The 17,498-nt window shown below is 62.2% G+C and carries 16 protein-coding genes; 2 read left to right on the top strand and 14 right to left on the bottom strand.

Translation table 11 applies throughout. The features are described 5' to 3' along the window. Positions 1-85: 85 nt before the first annotated feature. From CAF53_RS01085 to CAF53_RS01140, 12 genes are all read right to left on the bottom strand, one after another. Entirely contained in the window at positions 86-868 is a 783-nt protein-coding gene (locus CAF53_RS01085; protein WP_046763131.1) for a hypothetical protein, read from the bottom strand. A gap of 151 nt (positions 869-1,019) precedes the next feature. Then, complete coding sequence (locus tag CAF53_RS01090) at positions 1,020-2,675, bottom strand: histidine kinase (protein WP_197707327.1); 1,656 nt, start codon at positions 2,673-2,675, stop codon at positions 1,020-1,022. Between the two features lie 177 nt (positions 2,676-2,852). After that, positions 2,853-4,766 (bottom strand): excinuclease ABC subunit UvrC, encoded by a 1,914-nt coding sequence (gene uvrC, locus CAF53_RS01095; RefSeq protein WP_046763132.1) that lies wholly within the window; start codon positions 4,764-4,766, stop codon positions 2,853-2,855. An 85-nt stretch (positions 4,767-4,851) separates the two neighbouring features. Next, entirely contained in the window at positions 4,852-5,490 is a 639-nt protein-coding gene (locus CAF53_RS01100; RefSeq protein WP_100237019.1) for a hypothetical protein, read from the bottom strand. Positions 5,491-5,611: 121 nt separating this feature from the next. Then, the gene (locus CAF53_RS01105; RefSeq protein WP_046763133.1) at positions 5,612-6,241 is read right to left on the bottom strand and encodes an ATP synthase subunit B; all 630 of its coding nucleotides are present in this window, start codon (positions 6,239-6,241) and stop codon (positions 5,612-5,614) included. After that, positions 6,234-6,728, bottom strand: a complete 495-nt coding sequence (locus CAF53_RS01110) for an ATPase (protein ID WP_100237020.1) — start codon at positions 6,726-6,728, stop codon at positions 6,234-6,236. The genes CAF53_RS01105 and CAF53_RS01110 overlap by 8 nt, the downstream gene beginning before the upstream one ends. Before the next feature lie 86 nt (positions 6,729-6,814). Beyond that, positions 6,815-7,042: a F0F1 ATP synthase subunit C gene (locus tag CAF53_RS01115; RefSeq protein ID WP_004207392.1), complete on the bottom strand. Its 228-nt coding sequence runs from the start codon at positions 7,040-7,042 to the stop codon at positions 6,815-6,817. A 52-nt stretch (positions 7,043-7,094) separates the two neighbouring features. Further along, positions 7,095-7,880: a F0F1 ATP synthase subunit A gene (locus CAF53_RS01120; protein WP_046763135.1), complete on the bottom strand. Its 786-nt coding sequence runs from the start codon at positions 7,878-7,880 to the stop codon at positions 7,095-7,097. A gap of 49 nt (positions 7,881-7,929) precedes the next feature. Continuing rightward, positions 7,930-8,253, bottom strand: a complete 324-nt coding sequence (locus CAF53_RS01125) for an AtpZ/AtpI family protein (protein WP_046763136.1) — start codon at positions 8,251-8,253, stop codon at positions 7,930-7,932. A gap of 179 nt (positions 8,254-8,432) precedes the next feature. Beyond that, positions 8,433-8,834, bottom strand: a complete 402-nt coding sequence (locus CAF53_RS01130) for a YdbL family protein (RefSeq protein WP_046763137.1) — start codon at positions 8,832-8,834, stop codon at positions 8,433-8,435. Next, positions 8,831-9,019 (bottom strand): YnbE family lipoprotein, encoded by a 189-nt coding sequence (locus CAF53_RS01135; protein ID WP_046763138.1) that lies wholly within the window; start codon positions 9,017-9,019, stop codon positions 8,831-8,833. Before CAF53_RS01135 ends, CAF53_RS01130 begins: the two co-directional genes overlap by 4 nt. Then, complete coding sequence (locus CAF53_RS01140) at positions 9,016-12,249, bottom strand: YdbH domain-containing protein (protein WP_100237021.1); 3,234 nt, start codon at positions 12,247-12,249, stop codon at positions 9,016-9,018. The genes CAF53_RS01135 and CAF53_RS01140 overlap by 4 nt, the downstream gene beginning before the upstream one ends. Before the next feature lie 136 nt (positions 12,250-12,385). On the opposite strand from CAF53_RS01140, the gene CAF53_RS01145 reads away from it, so the two are divergent. Together CAF53_RS01145 and CAF53_RS01150 are read left to right on the top strand one after the other, a co-directional pair. Next, complete coding sequence (locus CAF53_RS01145; RefSeq protein WP_242443347.1) at positions 12,386-13,015, top strand: JAB domain-containing protein; 630 nt, start codon at positions 12,386-12,388, stop codon at positions 13,013-13,015. Positions 13,016-13,131: 116 nt separating this feature from the next. After that, entirely contained in the window at positions 13,132-14,373 is a 1,242-nt protein-coding gene (locus CAF53_RS01150; protein ID WP_100237022.1) for a site-specific integrase, read from the top strand. Positions 14,374-14,507: 134 nt separating this feature from the next. On the opposite strand, the gene CAF53_RS01155 is transcribed toward CAF53_RS01150, so the two are convergent. Together CAF53_RS01155 and CAF53_RS26940 are read right to left on the bottom strand one after the other, a co-directional pair. Beyond that, entirely contained in the window at positions 14,508-17,327 is a 2,820-nt protein-coding gene (locus CAF53_RS01155) for a UvrD-helicase domain-containing protein (protein ID WP_235842196.1), read from the bottom strand. Next, positions 17,324-17,482 carry a hypothetical protein gene (locus tag CAF53_RS26940; RefSeq protein ID WP_156102950.1) on the bottom strand — a complete coding sequence of 53 codons (159 nt, stop codon included), beginning with the start codon at positions 17,480-17,482 and terminating at the stop codon, positions 17,324-17,326. The genes CAF53_RS01155 and CAF53_RS26940 overlap by 4 nt, the downstream gene beginning before the upstream one ends. Positions 17,483-17,498 lie beyond the last annotated feature (16 nt).

The following is a 17,498-nucleotide window of genomic DNA, read 5'->3' on the forward strand; positions in this document are numbered from 1 at the left end:
GTGCCGGCTTGCGATCTCAGGCCGGCCGGAAAATCGCCCCTGCCCCGAACAGCGGCACACCCCCTGGGACGGGGGCATCCATTGTTCAGGCGCTGACCCGATGCCGGAAGGTGACGTTCACCCGCTCCGACAACAACAGATAGGGCATCCACAGCGCCGCACTGATCAGCACCTTTTTCACATTGCCGCTGAGCAAGTCCAGCAGCGCCATATCAACGGCACGCGGCACTTCGTCGATCGATGAAACCATATGGGCAATGCCAAGCTGCGCGAGCAGATCGATACCCCACACCATCACCAGAAACCGGGGGAACAGCGGCACCAGCCGCAGCGCCATGGCAAAGGCGAACATATAAAGGCTCGACAGGATGACGACATCCGCCAGCAATATGCTGTACAGGCTTACGAACCAGGACGGCGCAAAACTGCCCAGCGCGGGGACCGAACTCAGAAATTCCAGTGTCCGCACCGGCACGTTCAATATGATGCCCAGCAACAACGACGCCATGACGCCGTACAGCCCGAACTGCGACATCTCCCGCGCCCGCAGGCAATCGACCTTTTGCCAACGACCGACCTTGGCCAGCCGGAACGTCGGCTGCGCATGCACCTGCCCCATCGGAAACAGCTTCAGTCCCAGCATCAGCGTGGCGACCGGCAAGGCTACGACCAGCAGATAGGGCAGCAGGCCAGCGCCGCTCACCCACGGCGTCTCGGCATAGGGCGTCGCCGGAAAGGCCAGCCTGAGCCCGCAGGCAAAGGCTGCCACCAGGACCCATATCATCAGGATGCGTTGCAGATTGACCTGCATGGAAAGGACCAGGGCCACGCTTTTCCGGTAGAGATGATCCTTCACCATTCGCACCATGGACCGGAACCTCCTTCGGACGTGGGCCTGTTCGTTAGCCGCGACTATCTGACATTCTGGTAAACGCCGGGTAAACAGCCGGTTCCCTCAGACATTGTCGGTTCGTCCCGAATATGGGTATCCATGGCGCCAAGGGAAGCACCAGGCTCCGCTATTTGCGCGGAATGGTAATCCGGATGGTCGTGCGCCCACCGATATTGCGCAGGAACACCTCACCGCCCAGCGTCTGTATCCGGCGCATCAGCGATCGGGAAGGCACGGCGCCGCTCGACCCCAGCCGCGCCATATTGGGCACGCCATCATCGCTGACCTGCAAGGCGATGCGATTGCCGTCCGGCTCCAGCGCGAATTCGATGGCGCTGGCCTGGGCATGGCGCACCGCATTGGCGACGATCTCCCGCACGGCGAAGCTCAATTCCCGCCCAATCATCGCACTGGTGGCGCAATTGCCGTCCTCGACCTTCAACTCGCAGCTTATGCTCCATTGCTCGCCCAGAGAGCGTACCACCATCGCCAGCGTTTCGGGCAGATAGGCGAAATCTTCCTCATCGACTTCCGGATTGATGATCCAGCGAATGGTCGCGATCTGGTCCTTGGCGATCCGGTCGACATTCTCGATCACCCGGTGCGGGGCTATGGCCTGCCCGCCCAGCAGCGGCGCGACCTGGAAACGGATGCTCGCCAGCGCCTGAAGCACGCTGTCATGCAGTTCGCGCTGCAATCGCTCCCGTTCCCGCGCGCCGGCGATGACATGGGCCAGGTCCAGGCTGTTGCGCACCATCAATTCTTCGCAGGCGGCTTCGAACACATGCTGCGCTATCGCGGCGCAATCTTCATGGCGGGGGTCGAACAGACGGACCGCTCCCACCGCTTCGAAGGTTCCGGTCGCGACCCGCACGGTGAGCACCGTGTCGGCCTCCAATAACGAGGTCCAGGCATGTCCGCCATCCGACAAGGGCGTGAGCCGCGAAGTTCCGGCCTCTGACAGCGAGATCGACGCATCCCGCCGCGCGTCGTGCCACCCCGTGGTGACGGCCAGCAACGGGCCAAGACCGGCCGACGGCATCGCCTGCCCCATGCTGCTGGCAAAGCGCAAAGGCTCATGGCTGGCCGTCCGGAACAGAACGGCGCAGCTCTCGCCGCCGGTCGCCACCTTCAAGGCATGCAATAGAAAGCTGCCATGGTCGCTTTTGGCGGGAGGCGGATTCCCCTCCAGCAGCCTTTCGCTCCGCTCGCTTTCAAGCAGCGTTTCCCGTCGGGGTCCCAGCAGCACAGCCGTTATCGCAATCGCGACCAGCAGATAGCAGACCCGAAGGACCACCCGCTCCAGCTCAGGTTCCGGAGGCAGGGCCGCGATTTCGTCGATCCATGTCATGCCGAACGCCGCCGCACCGATGGCCAGTGCGATCAGCATGTAAAAACGACGGCGCACGATGAGCGCCACTTCGATCGCGATGAAGAAGCTGCCCGAAAAATAGGGACTGTCCGACGCGCCCGTCACCACCAGCAGCGGCAGGAACAACAGGGTGTCCAGCAGGACGGCCGGCGTGCGTATGCGCATGTCGACAACCCAGGACCGGGACGACAGGAATACGACGCCGAGGGCGAGCAACAGCATGAGAAGGGCGATGATATTTTCGGCCGTCTCCGCCCAGGACCGTTCGTTGGAAAAGGCGAAGCTGACGAGGCAATAGAGGCCAGCCAACAGGAGCCGGGTGAAATTCAGCGTCTGCCAGGGGCGAAGCGACGACAGGGGCAGCGCATCTCGCCAGCCGATCCTGCTCGCCAGTTCGATCCGACCATGCATCGCGTGATCATCCTCTTGCAGCGGCGGGAAGCCCTGTCTTCGATGCGCATCCTTATGGAAAGGAAATGATCGCCGCGTCAAACGACGATCCGCCTGGCGTGACGATAAGCGGATGACTGCGGCCCGGCGGCCACGATCGGGATCATCGCATCCGCCATGCAGGAGCGCCCTCCCTTCTCACCCGTGAAAATAGTCGTAGATTTGCTGGGCAACGGCCTTGGAGACGCCAGGCGCCTTCAGCAGATCCTCCAGCGCCGCGCTTTTCACGGCCTTCGCCGTGCCAAAATGCATCAACAGCGCCTTCTTGCGGGAAGGGCCGATGCCGGGCACCTCGTCCAGCGAACTGACCGTGATCGCCTTGCTGCGCTTCTGCCGATGCGCGCCGATGGCATAGCGATGCGCCTCATCGCGCAGACGTTGCAGGTAGAACAGCACCGGATGGTTGAGCGGAAAAGTGATTTCGCGGCCGTCCGGCATATGAAACACTTCCCTGCCCTCTCGTCCATGATGCGGCCCCTTGGCGATGCCGATCATGCAGACATCCTCGATGCCCATATCCTCCAGAATCGCGCGGGCGGCCGATAATTGTCCCTTGCCGCCGTCGATCAGCACCAGGTCGGGCCATTCGCCGCTGTCGCGATCCGGGTCCTCCCGTGCAGCCCGGCCGAAGCGCCGCTCGAACATCTCGCGCATCATCGCAAAATCGTCGTTCGAGGTTTCGGGATTCTTCATATTGAACTTGCGATAGGCGTTCTTGCGGAAGCCTTCCGGTCCCGCGACCACCATCGCTCCCAGGGCATGAGCGCCCTGGATATGGCTGTTGTCGTATATCTCGATCCGTTCCGGCACGCCGTCCAGGCCGAACGTCTCGACCATTTCTTCGAGGATTTTCGCCTGCGTCGTCGTCTCGGCCAGCCGCCGGTCGAGTGCCTCCACGGCATTGCGCTGTGCCTGCCGGATGAGACGCGTGCGATCGCCGCGTTGCGGCACCTCGATCCTGACCTTGGAACCGATCCGTTCGGTCAGCGCCTGGGCCATCAACTCGCACTCGGCGGGTGCGCGATCGGACAGGACCAGCTTGGGCGGCGGCACCTCCTCATAGAATTGCGCCATGAAGCTCGCCAGCACCTCATCTTCCGCCACATCAGCCGTGTGCACAGGGAAGAAGCTGCGATGCCCCCAATTCTGGCCGCCGCGGATGAAGAAGGCCTGGATGCACATCGCCCCGCCCTTGGTCGCCAGCGCGAAGATGTCGGCATCGCCCAACCCCTCGGCGTTGATCGCCTGGCTCCCCTGGATGAAGGTCAGCGCCTTCAGCCGGTCGCGCAGCACCGCCGCCTGCTCGAAATCGAGCGCCTCGGACGCCGCCTGCATCGCTTCGCCCAATTTCTTCTGCACGGCGGTCGACTTGCCGCCCAGGAAATCCTGCGCGTCCCTGACCAGTTCGGCATAGCTGTCCTGATCGATCCGGTCGACGCACGGCGCGGAGCAGCGGCGGATCTGGTAAAGCAGGCAAGGCCGCGAGCGATTGGCGAAAAAACTGTCCGTGCAGCTTCTGAGCAGAAACAGCTTCTGCAAGGCATTGATGGTGCGCGTCACCGATCCGGCACTGGCAAAAGGGCCGTAATAGCGCCCCTTATATTTGCGCGCGCCGCGATGCTTCTGGACGCGGGGGAAGTCATGATCCTCGCGCAGAAGGATGAAGGGAAAGCTCTTATCGTCGCGCAGCAGGACGTTGTAGGGAGGACGGAAGCGCTTGATGAGTTGCGCCTCCAGCAGCAACGCCTCGGCTTCGCTGTTGGTGGTGACGATGGTCATGGAGCGCGTCTGCGCCACCATCCGCTGGAGCCGCTTGGGCAGGCGGTCGACCTGGGTATAGTTGGTCACGCGGTTGCGGAGCGCCCGCGCCTTGCCGACATAGAGAACATCGCCCCGCGCATCCTGCATGCGATAGACGCCAGGCCGGGTGGGCAGCGTCCTGAGCGTCGTGCGGATCGCCTCCACCCCCGCTTCGATATCGGGCTGGCTGCCCGTGACTGTGAAGGTCGCCTTGTCTTCGTGGAAACGATCGGGAGATTGGGGGCCGGACATGCCGCAGAGATAGCGGCGCCCGCGCCTTTAGCAAAGGGAGCAAGCCGATTCTTGCGCCGACCAGAATGCAGGCGGGATGCGCCCTTCATTCAAAAGGCTGCATATCGTCCTTAAGATAGGCACGGTCCTTGATGTTCGAGAGCGGGCTCTCCCAAATCCACCCGCTGCCGGCAAGCAAAGCCACAAAGGCCAGCCCCACCTGGAGAGCCGCCGCCTCGTCATGGGAAAGCGTCAGCAGGGAAGGGAAAAGGATGACCAGCGATGCCAAGGCGAAGATCGCGGTCCAGCCAACAGCCAGAACGATGAGCAAGCGCTCGTTCACCTTGCTGACCGACGGCTGAAGGGCGGCTTTCATCAAGACGATCTTGTGCAGCCTCCCCTCCACTTCGTCTTCGAGGAAATCGACATGGGCCTCCCAATTTTCCTGCCAGAATTTCGACCCCCTTGCGGTGCGGATGGCCGCCAGGGACGTAAGCACGCCCAGCACCGCAACCGGCAGGGCGAGGGGCGGAAAGATCGCCCCGTGATCGGCGGTCAGCGCCAGGGCGGTGAACGCCACCAACTGAAACCCCCAGAAATAGGTCGCGCGCCTCCAGTAATTCTCGATTTCGAAACGTCGCAGATCATGGGCCCGTTCCAGCGCGGCCCGATGCGCCTCGCTGACGCCGGGGGCGGGAAACCGCATCTTCTCGAAATATATTCGCCGCAGCTCTTCCTCTTGCACGCTTCGCCCCTCTCACCGAACTTAGAAATTCTTGCCGTTGATGGGGAAAGCTGTCGATAGGCAGGCGAAACAAAAAAGCCGGACTTTCGCCCGGCCCTTTTGTTCAGCAATATCGGAACGGTCAGACGCTGGGGCCAAGCCCCTTGATCGCGTCGTCGACCAGAGCCTTATCCGCCTTCGCATCATGCCCTTGGGCTATCAGCGCCGCGGCGGCACCCGTGGCGGCATTCACCGCCTTGGCCCGGATATCCGCAATGGCGGTCCGCTCGGCAGCACCGATCTTGTCCTCGGCCATCTTCTGGCGGCGGGCGACCAGCGCCACGGCATTGGCCTTGGCATCTTCGAGCAGTGTCTCCGCTTCGTGTTCCGCCGATTTGCGCATGGCTTCCGCCTCGCCAGCGGCGGCAGCCAGCTTCGCTTCATATTCCGCCTTGAGCGCATCGGCTTCGGCCCGCAACTTGGAGGCTTCCTCAAGCTGCGTCTTGATCTGCGCGATCCGGCCGTCGAGCGCACCACCGATCAGGCCGGGCACTTTCTTGAACAGCAGGATCAGGATGAAGACACCCATCGCCAGGCTGACCCAGGCGGTGGCATCCATGCCGACCGCCTTCGGATCGGTGTGCGGCGCGACGCCCTCATGGGCAACGGTGCCGACCGGCTCCATGCCTTCGCTGTGGATCGCCTGGTCGATATGCGGAGCCTGCGCCCCACCCTGCTCTACAGCTTGATGCTGTGCTGCTGCCTCAGCCATGGGCCAGTGCCGCCTTTACTGCGTTGCGGGCCGCTTCGTCCGACGCATCCACGCCGGAAATGCGAGCCACCATGTCGCGCGCTGCATCAGCGGCAACGGTTTCAATATCTGCCATCGCTGCATCGGATGCAGCCTTGATGCGGGCCTCGGCAGCGCCGATCTGGCTCGCTATGTCCGCATCGGCGGCGGCCAGCTTGACTTCGGCCGCCTTCGCGGCTTCGGCCTTCGCCTTGGCCAGCAACGCCTGAGCGGCGGCGCGGCTTTCGGCATCGCGGGCACGATAGTCCGCCTCGGCTTCGTCGGCGCGAGCGAATGCCGCCTTCGCCGCATCCAGATCACCGCTGATCTTCGCGTCGCGCGCATCGGCTGTCGCCTGGACCTTGGGCACCATGCCCAGGCCAATGACGAAGAAAACGAAACCGAAGGTCAACAGCAGCCAGAAGATCTGCGATGAATAGGTTTCGGCAATTTGCGCGATTTGAGGCATTTTATGGGATCCGTCCGATCAGGGCGCGGTCAATCAGGAGGTGGGCAGGAGCATCATCGGACGCCCTCGCCCACCCCAAGCGGTTATCAGGCCACGAACACCAGGATCATGGCGATAACGAACGCCAGCAGACCCAGAAGTTCCGCCGCGGCGAAACCGATGAACAGACGGCCCTGCTGACCGTCGGCAGCGCCGGGGTTGCGCAGCGCGCCTTCGAGGAACGAGCTGAAGACGTTGCCCACACCGAGAGCGGCGATGCCCGCACCGATTGCGGCCAGGCCAGCACCGAGCAGCTTTGCGGCTTCTGCGTCCATGTTCTAAACTCCTTTTCTAAACTCTATTCGAACGTTGAGGTAATAACGAAGATCAGTGCAGGTTCTCGGCATCGTTGATGTAGACCGAGGTCAACAGCGCGAACACATAGGCCTGGATCACGGCCACCAGCACTTCCAGGGCACTGATGCCGATCATCAGGATGAAGCTGGCCGTGCCGACGGTCAGACCCAGCGCGGGGCTGGCGTTGGCGCTGTTGATGACGAACCCGGCGAGCACCTTCAGCAGCACGTGGCCAGCGGTCATCGCGACGAACAGTCGCAGGCCAAGGCTGAACGGACGCACCATGAAGGAGACGAGTTCGATGAAGAAGAGCGGCACCACCATCAGCGCGGGAGTGCCATGCGGCACGAACAGCGAGAAGAAGTGCAGGCCATGCTTGTAGAAGCCCACCGCCAGCACGATCGAGAAGCTCATGATCGCGAGTACGCCGGTCGCGGTGAAATGGCTGGTGAAGGTGAAGGGGTGCAGGCCAATGAGGCCCAGCGGCAGCAGGCCCAGCAGGTTGGCCAGCAGGATGAACATGAACAGCGAGAAGACGTAAGGGATGTACTTCTTGCCGCCCTCGCCCACATTGGCGATCAGCAGGCTCTTGATGAAGCCGGTCATATATTCGACCGCCATCTGCCAGCGCCCGGGAACCAGTTCCCGCTTCATGCCGCCAACGACGAAGATCCACAGCACCACAGCGGCGGCCACCATATAGAGCGCGCTGTTAGTGAAGGCGATGTTGAAACCGCCGAGCGACAGATGGTCCGTACCGAACAGCGGTTCGATCGCAAACTGGTGCATCGGATCGATTTTGCCGGATTCTGCCACGCTGGACCCCTGTAACGTCTTTGCCTTCACGACTATGATAAAAGCGTCCCTATTGGTCGGGACGCTTCGTCGTCGTCAATCTGATGATGTTCCTGAACGCCGCCACGATCCCAAGACCGAGGAATGCCAACAGGAGCCATGGGGATGTCCGCAGAAAGTAGTCCAGAGTCCCACCAACCACGGCACCGCCAGCAAGACCACCGATCAGTTCCGCGAGAACCCTGTTGCCGAGGCGCGACCCATCGTCCGCCTGCTGCACCTGTGTCCCCTGTCTGACCTTTTCGGCATGTTCGGCCCGTGCGATCCGTTCCTCCAACGAAACGATCCGCGCGTCCTCCCCCGCCGGGTCCTGCCCCGGTGCATCCGCCGCCATTCCGCCATCCTTTCCGTCAAGGCTCGAAAACCCAACGTCAGGCGGCATGGCGCTTGCGGCTGCACCCGTCAAGGCGCGGCCCGTTTAGAAAGGGCTTTCGGGAGTGTCAACCGTCGTTGGACAGGAGAATTTCCCGTCCGAACGAAGCTGGGTCGAAAGTCCGCCAGGTCTGGGGAAAATCAGCCCGCCGTCGCGCAGTAGGACGGCAGGGCGATCGGCCCGGCTCCCTTGGTCTGCCACGGACCGGCGCCGATGCGGTAGGCCTGCCCCTGCTTCACGCGGCTGCTGAGCGTCTGACAGCCGGTCGCGGCGGCGACATCCTGCACCGTCACGCCCCGCTTGCCCGCCAGGTCCGTATAGACCGCCCGACGCTTGATATTGATCGATTCGACCTCCGAACGCACCGCATCGCTCACCGACCCGGCAATGCCGAGATAGCCGTCGGCCTGCTCGCCGACATCGCCCGAAGCCATGGCGGCGGCAACGGCGCCCGACTGCGCGCGCGCGGGGGAAGTCATGACCATTCCGGTCGCCAGCGCGACCGCGGCCGATGCGGCGATCATCAAAAACTTGCGTGTCATTGCGGGAACAACTCCGGGTTATTCTGGATCAGATCCTGCGCATCGCGTTGCAGGCGGACAACAACTTCCTGCTGTACCTTGACGTTGAGGTTGATTTCGATCGGCTTGTCCGGGGCCTTCACCTGGATGCAGCCCCCCAGGGCCAAACCGGCGAAACCCGCCGTCATGATCGTTCGCTTCTTCATTTCTGCTCCCCGTTTCGCACAGTTTCGCTTTCGGCAGGCTGAACTGCAACCCCCTGCTGGCCGATATTGGCCCGCATCTTCTCCTGCATCTGGTCGCCAATGCTGTTTTGTATGAGCGTTGACGGATCGATGAAGGACTGCGCCGTGCCCAGCAGCCCGCGGAAGGGCGCGGCGATCCGCACGTTGAAGATGAAGGGCAGGCCCGTGAAATTGCGCGCCAGTCCGGCGGGCGCACCGCCGATCTGTCCGCGATTGACGCCGTTGAAGACGACATTCGTCACCATTTCGCCGTCCAGCGCGCCGTCCATCAATATGGTGAGGCATTTATATTGCAGATTCTTGAGCGCATCGAAGGCCAGCCGCCCCATCGCGCCCAGTTGTTCGTTCGACACCGGCCCGACATAAGACAGCGAGCCCGATTGTCGCGTGGGATCGCAGGGAATCGTCGGCAGAACCCCTTCGGGCATCATCAGGGGCGGCATGCCCTGCTGCCGGGCGGTCAGCACACCACCCGCCACGCGCCCGCCCTGTGCGTTGAAGATCAGAGGCATGATGCCGTCGAACGTGCCGGTGGCGGAGACATTCTTGAGGTCCATCGCCTGGATGAAGGCGCCCGCGTCCAGCCCGATGACGCGGAACGTCAGATATCGGTCGACATCCGCGCTGAAATCCATGGTCGTCGGCAACAGGACCAACTGCCCCCCGGAAAAGGGCCAGCCGCCCCCTTCGATCCGCACCTTCTGCCCGGCCTCCAGCCGATAGCGCACCACGCCCTCGCGAACCTCCACGCCCGGATTGACGGACCTGATTCGCACCTCCTGCCCCGGCGCGCTGACCAGGCCGAGTAGGTCGGTGAAGCGCAATTCTCCGGACAGTCCCTCGACCGGACCGAAGGCTGCCGCCAGATTCGCATTCTCGGTGCGGAACAGGCCATCGCTCGTCACGCGGGTGCCGTCCCAGCGAATATGCCCTTCGCCGCTGACGGTCGCATGCACATTGGCGACGACACCCAACGCCAGCCGCGTCACCTCCTCAGGCTGAAGCGCCGGACCAAAGACCAATGCCGGAACCGTCAGATCGGCCTTCCCCCGGCCATTGCCCAGATCATGAGCAATCACCGCCCGCGCCACCAGCGCATCGTTGCGCGGCGCGCGAAGCGAACCCGTGGCCGCGATCCGGCCGTCCTTGAGCGTCAGCGCGAAATCGGGAACCTTCAGCGGCTGGAACCGCCCCGGCGCCTGGGCGTCGCGTACCGTCAGCGCCGCCGCCAGCTTCAGCGCGCCGCCCGCGAAACTCCAGTCGCCCGCACCGTCCTCGACAATCAGCGGCACCGCGCCGATTCGTCCCCCCGCGCCGGTCAGCCGGCCGCCCAGGCCCTTGCCCAACGCCTTTCCATCCAGCGTTGCGGCGGTCAGGCGAACAGGCGCATCCTGCGGCCCGATCGCCCAATCGACATGGGAAAGGGCAAACCCCTCTTTCCCGAACGCCACGCGCGCCGTGTCGGCGGTCAGGCGCATCGGGCTGTCGCCGCTCTTGCCGACCAGCGCCAGCTTGCGGATTTCCGCGCCGCCATGCACGCCGCCGGGACCGCTTGCGAACAACGCTCCGCCGACCGGACACAAGTTTTGCTGCGTCCGCCCGATCGAGAAATTGCCATAACGCGCCTCGATCAGCGACACCGGGACGCAACGCGGGTTGACGGCAATGGTCCCATCCGCGCCCAATTGTCCTTCAACCGGCGCGACCAGTCCACGCAATCGCCCGCCTGGCAAAGGCCCGTCGAGCCGCACCCGGGTAGAGAAATGGGTATCCCCCTTCGGCCCCGCGACAAAGCGTACCGGCTCCAGCGACAGCTTCGCCTCGCCCGCCGCATAAGGTTCCAGGAAAAGCTGACCGCCAAAGCCGCCGCCGGGGCGCCGCGCCAACCGCAATGCCGCCTTGGGCAGTCCACCGCCATCCGTCGTCACCGCGCCGTCCAGCGCCCAGTCGAACGCCGCCTGCCGCTTGCCGGGCCACGCGATGGTCAGGCGGCCATCGCCGGGGATTGCCATGTTCGCCCCGCTGCGCGCGGAAAATCGGGTGCCGTTCAGCACCAAGCTGCCGCCCTCGCCCCGCTGGGCAAAGGCAAGATTGGTCTGCAACTGATTATCCTCGCCCGCGCGGCGCACGGCATCGGCCAATCGGTCGGCGAGCGGCCCCACCGGCGTCCCGGCGGCCGACCCGCGCAGGCCCGCCAGCGGATCGCGCCCGGCCAGACGCAATTGCTGGGCCGAAAGCCGTCCCTGCATCCGCGATTCGCCCTTGCCGATGTGCCAGGCCCCTTGAATCTCCGTTGCTCCAGCCAGCCCTCCCGCGCCGGACAGGGCAGCCGCACGGACCCGCGCCCGCCCTGCGGTGGCGGCGGGCGTCCCGTCGAAATCGATCCGCCCCGTCGGCTGGGCCAACACCATGCCGTTGGATTTGAGTGCCTCCCCCGTCAGATCGACATGACCGTTCCAGCGATCCAGCGCCTTCCCCAGCCAGATGTCCACATTCGCCGCAGGCTTCGCCATGGCCGTGGCGGCATTGCGACAGGCGAAGGCCTCCCCCCGTACCGGACCGGACAGATGGGGGCGCCCATCCCGCATCGCTACATCCAGCATCGCCGACAGACGGGCGAGCCCGCAACCACCCATGCCGGCATTGGGCACCGCCGCCGCCAACCTGCCGCGAAAGCCCGAATGCAGATTGCCCGTCCCGTTGATCTCCATGCCGATGGTCCCGGCATCGGTGTCCAGGCGCAACCGCGCATCACGCAAGGCCAGGAGGATGTCAGGCAGGCTGAACGGCGCGGTCGATGTCGGGTCGCGGAACTTGTCGATCTCGCCCAGGCTCAACCTGCCGCCGTGCAGCGCCCCGCGCATGCGCACGCCGCCCGCCCGCACCGCCGCGACCTGGGGCGACAGGCCGGTAAAGGCTATGTCGACCTCCACCCAGCGCGCCGTCAGGTCCGGATTGGCCGGATCGCCCAGCACGATATTCTCGATCCGCTGCGTGCGCAGGCCGATGTCCTTGAGATCATAGCTGCCCTGCACCCCGCGCCGGTTGAGTTCGCGCCCGATGAAATTTTCCGCGATGGGCGCACGCTGCGTCCACAGCGCGGCAAGGATCAGCGCAAGCGATCCCGTGCCCACTCCAAGCCAGCGGAGCCAGCCCCGGCGAATCTCCTTTTCGCCGTCTTCATCTTCCATGCCTATTGCCAACCCCGGCTTTCAACGCGCTGTTAGTCCGTAACGCCTGCATAACGTCCGACCGCTCTTAAATATCCTTGCCCGGCAAATCCGCAACTTATAGCGTCTCGATCCGCAGAGGGAGACGGGTAAGACATTGCCGGAAAAGGATTTGAAGACCGCGCATGACGGCGTTGGACATCGCGCGCGGCTTCGCCAGAGGCTGGCGGACGGCGGCGGAGAGGCGCTGCACGACCATGAACTGGTCGAATATCTGCTGGCACTCGCCATACCCCGTCGCGACACCAAGCCGCTCGCCAAGGCGCTGCTGCGCGAATTCGGCGGCATCGGCGGCCTGTTGACGGCGGACTGGCAAGCCATCGGCCGCATACCCGGCATGGGCGACACGAGCATTGCCGCGATCAAGATCGTCCAGGCGGCAATGTTGCGGACGCTGCGGAATGAAGTGGCCGAAAAGCCGGTGCTGGCAAGCTGGCAGGCGCTGCTCGATTATCTGCGCGCGGACATGGCGTTTTTGTCGGTGGAGCGGGTTCGGGTGCTGCACCTCAACGGCCGCAACATGCTGATTCGCGACGAACATATGGGCGACGGCTCGATCGATCAGGCAGCGATCTACACCCGCGAAGTGATCCGCCGGGCGATCGATCTGGGTTCGGCCGCGCTGATCCTGGTCCACAATCACCCCACTCATTCATTTAGATCCCGCAGGATCACGCTCAAACACATTGAAACACTAGAAAATCCCTCAATTTTTAGCATTGCGTAGTGGGGACGGTTTTGGCAAATTGGGGGTGGTTGAAGGGATAGAAAACGGCTTTCCGCTCCCAGTAAACGATCCCCGTTTCTCCTCGACCGATCCCAGTTTCAGGCAAGGAGGAACGCATGCCAGCCCTGACCGACACCGCGATCCGACACGCGCTGAAGCGCGTTGAGATCAGCCGCAAGCAAGAGAACCTCGCCGATGGCGACGGGCGAGGCACCGGCCGACTCGTCCTCGTTCTCAAGCCCATGCCGAAGCGCGTCACGGCCGACTGGATGGCGCAACAATGGCGTGACGGCAAACGTACCAAGAAGAAGATCGGCGCTTACCCCTCGATGTCGCTCGCCCAGGCCCGCGAGGTTTTCAAGCGCGACTATGCCGACGTGATCCAGAAAGGTCGCAGCATCAAGATCGCAAGCGACACCCGCCCCGGCACTGTAGCGGACCTCTTCGAGGGGTACGTCGCTTCACTAAAGGCCGCCAGCAAGCCCTCCTGGAAGGAGACGGAGAAGGGCCTTAACAAGATCGCCGACACTCTTGGGCGGAACCGCCTAGCCCGCGAGATCGAGGCCGAGGAAATCGTCGAACTGATCCGCCCGATCTATGAGCGCGGCGCCAAGTCGATGGCAGACCATGTGCGTTCCTACACGCACGCGGCTTTCGGCTGGGGCATGAAGTCCGACAACGACTATCGGCAACAATCGGCTCGCCGCTTTCGCATCCCCTTCAATCCAGCGACAGGTATTCCGACCGAACCGAAGGTCAAAGGCACCCGCTGGCTCGACGAGGACGAATTCGTACAGCTTTATCGTTGGCTGGAATGTCCCGACACGCCGGTTCATCCGCCCTATACCCGTGCCGTCAGGATCATCATGCTGACCGGCCAGCGCGTCCAGGAGATCGCCAGCCTTCACATCGACCAGTGGGACGCCAAGGAAAAGATCATCGACTGGTCGAAGACCAAGAACGACCAGCCCCATGCTGTTCCGGTGCCGGAACTGGCCGCAGAGCTACTCGCGTCCATCAACGTCAACGAATACGGCTGGTTCTTCCCGTCTGCCACGGACCCGTCCAAGCCTGTCAGCCACGGCACGCTTTACTCGTTCATGTGGCGCCAGAGGGACCGCGGCGTGATCCCCTATGTGACGAACCGCGACCTGCGCCGGACCTTCAAGACGCTTACCGGCAAGGCGGGGATCTCGAAGGAGATCCGCGACCGCCTCCAGAACCATGCGTTGCAGGACGTCAGTTCCAAGCACTACGACCGCTGGCACTACATGGTGGAAAAGCGTGCCGGCATGGCGAAATGGGACAAGTTCGTCCGCGCCATGCTCGCAAAAAAGCGACTGAAAGCGGCAGCATGAGCCTCGGGTGCCCCATAAGGCGGAAGTGAGAACAAAACGATGCGTATCGTAATCAGCTTGGCGGACGCTCCATCGGAGATATTCTAAGAACAGCCGGAAATGTCGGGGCGACGGATACGATCAAACAAGTAGCATTATACGGCTTTTACCCGTTTTACGGTTTCAACGACAACGCCCTCGCCCGTTCGCTCACGATGAAGCACCGCTGGAGCTGACTGCTGGGTGTGGCGGCACTCAGGAAATTGATTGCAGCCGAAAAAGCTGGTGTCGTTCCGCCCTTTGCGCTCAACCAGCTCCCCCACCAAGCAACTGGGGCATTGATCGAGTTCCCTCCCATCGATGGTTTCAAACCGGACTTCGTTGCCGGCGATCTCGCAAAGCTCGCGAATGTAGCGTGAAGGCTTGCGTCTATTACAGAGGATAAACGTCCCTCTGCTGGCGCGGGTCATTGCGACATAGAAAAGTCGGCGCTCCTCCGCATAGGCAAACCTCTCCGGACGCGGGATAACGAGATTTAGCAGCTCGTCATCTTCGATCCGGCTGGGGACGCCATAGTCGCCCTCGCTGACATCGAGCAGGATCGTGTAGTCGGCCTCCAGGCCCTTCGACCGATGAAACGACATGCCGGCGACCTCGATCGCCGAAAATTCGGGGTGGCGACCGTGAAATGGATCTAACAAGTTGTAACGCCACAAGACCAGTACCTTCAGCTTTTGCCCCGCCTCACGGCGCCACTGTCCTGAAATTCCTTCAAGAAAGGTGTTCAGGCGATCGAGTAGTTGGAAGCAGGCTTTCGGGAAGCTTGGCTTGCGCCACTCCACGCTGACCGGAATGATCCGGATTGATCGCGGTATGGCGGCGCGCGTCGATCGCACCGTCTTCGTGATCTGCTCGGGATTGCGCTGGACAAAGCGTGCCGCGGTGTCAGCGAGAAGCTGGTTACAGCGGTACGTCTGTTCCAGCCGACCTTGCCAGCAGGCACCAAAGTTCGCTTCGAACTGGGTGAAGATCGTAATGTCCGACCCGGCAAAGCGGTAGATCGACTGCCAATCGTCTCCGACAGCAAAGACTTTTGTGAAAGCCTTCTGGTGTTTTAGCGCCTTGATCAGATTGGCCCTCGGGTCCGAAATATCCTGAAATTCATCCACCAAGATCAGCGAATAAGGGCTCTGATAGCGCCCCGTCTCAACGAGGCGCACTGCGTCGCCGATCATTGAATCGAAGTCGATACGCTTTGCCTCGTCGAGCTTGCGCGAATAGGCTTCGGTGATCAGCCAGACAGCACGCGCGAAATACTGCGCGCGCGGTTTGTCATGCAGGGACTTTGCACGTTCCAGCAGCATCTCCAGCGTAAGCTGGCTCGCTCGAATGTGTTTGATGCACACGCCGATCAGCTTCTGGTAATGCGTGATCACCACTGGTTCGACCGCTTTGAGGATCTCGTCGACACTTTTCTCAGTCAGGGGAATTTTGCGTTTGATCAGCTCAGCCTCGAGATGTGGCAACAACGTTCCCTCGTGCGCCTGTGCGGAGGTTGTCTCGAAGAAATCCAACTCTTTGCGCTTGTACCCAGCGCGTTTACCCTTGGTATGCTCAGCATAGTTCGCAAAGGGCGAGGAGCCATCCGCGTTGATCGCGAAATGCTCGTGGAACGTGTCGGTGAGAGGGTAATGAAAGTCCGGCTGGACAAAACGTTCGCTCCCGTCCTCCTCTTCGAATGAGATCTGCTTTTCATATTCGAACTCGACAGAGTGGACCCACAACCAGTTCGCGATCCGCTGCTCCTGAAGGGATTTCACATACACGTTTGCAAGCGTACCGATGGTGCTGCCGCCCTTATCGTTGCGATCGGCGATGTAGCGATTGTAGTCTGCCTCCGAGTCAAAGACCTCTGCGGGGATGTCGGCCTTCGGCAAAATCGAGAGGAGGTCGATCCACAGACGGCGAAACTCTTCATTTACCTCCATCAACTCGCGTATGATCTTGTCGATCACACGGGCTTCGCCGGCGGGATGCTCGACCCAGTTTGCGAGTTGAGGTGGGCGACCTTCCGTCTCTTCGATGATCCCCCGACCGAGTGCATGAAACGTCGTCACCCGGCTCTCCAGAGCATCTTCATCGACGTTCAGCTGCCTGGCGATCCGTTCCTTTAATTCGTCGGCTGCACTCTTGTTAAATGCCAGGACGAGGATCTCGCTCGGATGGTAAAGTCCCTTCTCGAGGACATAGGCAACTTTCCCGACCATGGTCGCGGACTTGCCCGATCCAGCGGATGCGACGAGCAGGTTGTTGTCTTCGAGGCGGATGCAAGCCTCGCGCTGCTCCTGGGAAAGCGAAAATCCCCCAAGGTCGGCGAAGAATTCCTCGAACTTCTGCATCTCGTGAAAAACGAAATTTTCATTGTAGCGACTGCGGACGCCGGGGTCAGTGAGCATCGCAAAAGAGGTTGGCAGATAGCCTCTTAGGGTGTCGGGGATCAGAGAGGCATCAAACAACGGGTGCGCCAATGCCAGTGACGCATTTCCCGGGACACTCGCGATCGCCCGGCCGACGTCGGCATGAGCAAGATATTGCCTGTTGCTGTCGGTCATCGCGCGAATCTTGCTATCGACCTCGCGCAAGCGTTCCTTGTCGGAATCGATGAGATTCGCGAGATGCTGGTTCACGAAAGCCAGCAAATCGTCGCGTAAAGTCTGAGACGCCTTGGCGGTCAGGCCGGAAAGAGCATCGATACGGCCCTTCGACCGGATCTCGACCGTGTGCCAAAGCAGGGCCTTGGTTGACGAAACCGACGAGATATCAAGGCACTGAATTTCATCCTCGCCTGTCGATGTCAGGCTAACTCGGTCCTGCGAAGATGGGCTGAGAGCCAGTTTCCACTTCTCCGACAAGAAAATGCGCGCCCAAAGGCTGGGCCGGTATATGCGGGATCGTCCAAGCATTGGCAGTTTCATCGAGCCGCCCGGTCTGCGCCTGCGACGTTCTTGTTCATGATCTCGCAAATCGTCTGGTGGGCGCTCTCGATCTCCTTGTTCCAGTCGGGTTCCGATGAATCGGCATCGTCACTCCCTACAAACCGAGATTTTCGCACCTCTTCGACGTCGCGCATATTCCCCCGCCCCCGT

The sequence above is a fragment of the Sphingobium sp. LB126 genome (genome assembly GCF_002795205.1).
Lineage (GTDB): Bacteria > Pseudomonadota > Alphaproteobacteria > Sphingomonadales > Sphingomonadaceae > Sphingobium > Sphingobium chungbukense.

What these genes read in the sequence shown, in the direction of transcription:
- CAF53_RS01115 (WP_004207392.1), bottom strand. Translation starts at nt 7,042, where the DNA reads ATGGACGCAGAAGCCGCAAAGCTGCTCGGTGCTGGCCTGGCCGCAATC.
- CAF53_RS26940 (WP_156102950.1), bottom strand. Translation starts at nt 17,482, where the DNA reads ATGCGCGACGTCGAAGAGGTGCGAAAATCTCGGTTTGTAGGGAGTGAC.
- CAF53_RS01110 (WP_100237020.1), bottom strand. Translation starts at nt 6,728, where the DNA reads ATGCCTCAAATCGCGCAAATTGCCGAAACCTATTCATCGCAGATCTTC.
- CAF53_RS01155 (WP_235842196.1), bottom strand. Translation starts at nt 17,327, where the DNA reads ATGAAACTGCCAATGCTTGGACGATCCCGCATATACCGGCCCAGCCTT.
- CAF53_RS01150 (WP_100237022.1), top strand. Translation starts at nt 13,132, where the DNA reads ATGCCAGCCCTGACCGACACCGCGATCCGACACGCGCTGAAGCGCGTT.
- CAF53_RS01090 (WP_197707327.1), bottom strand. Translation starts at nt 2,675, where the DNA reads ATGCATGGTCGGATCGAACTGGCGAGCAGGATCGGCTGGCGAGATGCG.
- CAF53_RS01135 (WP_046763138.1), bottom strand. Translation starts at nt 9,019, where the DNA reads ATGAAGAAGCGAACGATCATGACGGCGGGTTTCGCCGGTTTGGCCCTG.
- CAF53_RS01140 (WP_100237021.1), bottom strand. Translation starts at nt 12,249, where the DNA reads ATGGAAGATGAAGACGGCGAAAAGGAGATTCGCCGGGGCTGGCTCCGC.
- CAF53_RS01105 (WP_046763133.1), bottom strand. Translation starts at nt 6,241, where the DNA reads ATGGCTGAGGCAGCAGCACAGCATCAAGCTGTAGAGCAGGGTGGGGCG.
- CAF53_RS01085 (WP_046763131.1), bottom strand. Translation starts at nt 868, where the DNA reads ATGGTGCGAATGGTGAAGGATCATCTCTACCGGAAAAGCGTGGCCCTG.
- CAF53_RS01125 (WP_046763136.1), bottom strand. Translation starts at nt 8,253, where the DNA reads ATGGCGGCGGATGCACCGGGGCAGGACCCGGCGGGGGAGGACGCGCGG.
- uvrC (WP_046763132.1), bottom strand. Translation starts at nt 4,766, where the DNA reads ATGTCCGGCCCCCAATCTCCCGATCGTTTCCACGAAGACAAGGCGACC.
- CAF53_RS01130 (WP_046763137.1), bottom strand. Translation starts at nt 8,834, where the DNA reads ATGACACGCAAGTTTTTGATGATCGCCGCATCGGCCGCGGTCGCGCTG.